Below are 1,209 nucleotides of genomic sequence, written 5' to 3'. Positions count from 1 at the left end.
AAGCGGCTCAATCTATCGTTATGCGCTTAGTAAAAATGATCATGGCGCTTACACCTTACGGTATTGCTGCATTGATGGCGAAAGTGGTTGCAACCTCAAATGCATCCGACATCCTAAACCTACTTGGTTTTATCGTCGCGTCATACGTCGCTATTGGTTTGATGTTTGTTGTGCACGGCATTTTGGTTTCATTCGTTGGCGTTAGCCCTGTTGAATACTTCAAGAAAATTTGGCCTGTATTGACGTTTGCGTTCACTTCTCGCAGTTCGGCGGCAACCATCCCATTGAATATTGAGGCGCAAGTGACCAAGCTCAATGTGCCACCAGCGATCGCGAACCTATCTGCTTCTTTCGGTGCAACAATTGGTCAGAATGGTTGTGCGGGTATCTACCCTGCGATGCTAGCTGTGATGGTAGCCCCAACAATGGGTATTAACCCACTAGACGTAAACTTCATTCTTTCTCTGATTGCGATCATTACTATCAGCTCGTTTGGTATTGCGGGCGTTGGTGGCGGTGCAACATTTGCGGCATTGATTGTTCTTCCAGCAATGGGCTTGCCTGTAACGATCGCTGCACTTTTGATCTCAATTGAACCTCTGATTGATATGGCTCGTACTGCGCTGAACGTTTCTGGCTCAATGACGGCAGGCACCATTGCAAGCCGAGTGTTGAAGTCCTCAGAAGCTGAAACGGCTCTTGAAGAAACGAAAGCCTAATCCTTATTTGCTGCCTAAGCAGACAAATGCAAAACTTCAAGCCGGTGGTTCGCCATCGGCTTTTTCATTTTCACAACTTCACCTTGCATCTTTCGTTGCTAGTCAAGGCGTTGAATGGTCTAATACTCTTATCGGTTCCGTAAACGGTAAGCAGAATGCACCAAGATAATCAGCCCACTTTTTTCTTCTTTGACTACGAGACTTGGGGTACAAATCCCGCGAAAGATCGTCCAAGCCAATTTGCTGGTGTTCGCACAGATGAAAACTTCAATATCATCGGCGAACCTCTGGTGATGTACTGCCAGCTTCCTGCTGATTATCTACCTTCTCCGGAAGCCGCATTAATTACGGGTATTACGCCGCAAAAGGCGATGCAAGAAGGCCTATCTGAGCCTGAGTTCATTGCTAAGATTCACGCCGAGTTATCGAAACCCAAAACCACCAGCCTAGGCTACAACAGCATTCGTTTTGATGACGAAGTGACGCGTTA

General features: G+C 46.8%; 2 protein-coding genes. Both read left to right on the top strand.

The annotated features are described in order from the left end of the window. The coding region (locus R8269_RS25120; RefSeq protein ID WP_318222895.1) for a cation:dicarboxylate symporter family transporter at window positions 1-719 on the top strand (719 nt) is incomplete at its 5' end. Window positions 720-874: 155 nt separating this feature from the next. After that, a partial coding sequence (locus R8269_RS25115) for an exonuclease domain-containing protein (protein WP_318222894.1) occupies window positions 875-1,209 on the top strand: 335 nt, incomplete at its 3' end.

Source organism: Vibrio sp. Vb0667 (genome assembly GCF_033391095.1).
Note: the sequence above shows the minus strand (reverse complement) of the source record. Positions and strands in the feature narration are given on the sequence as shown.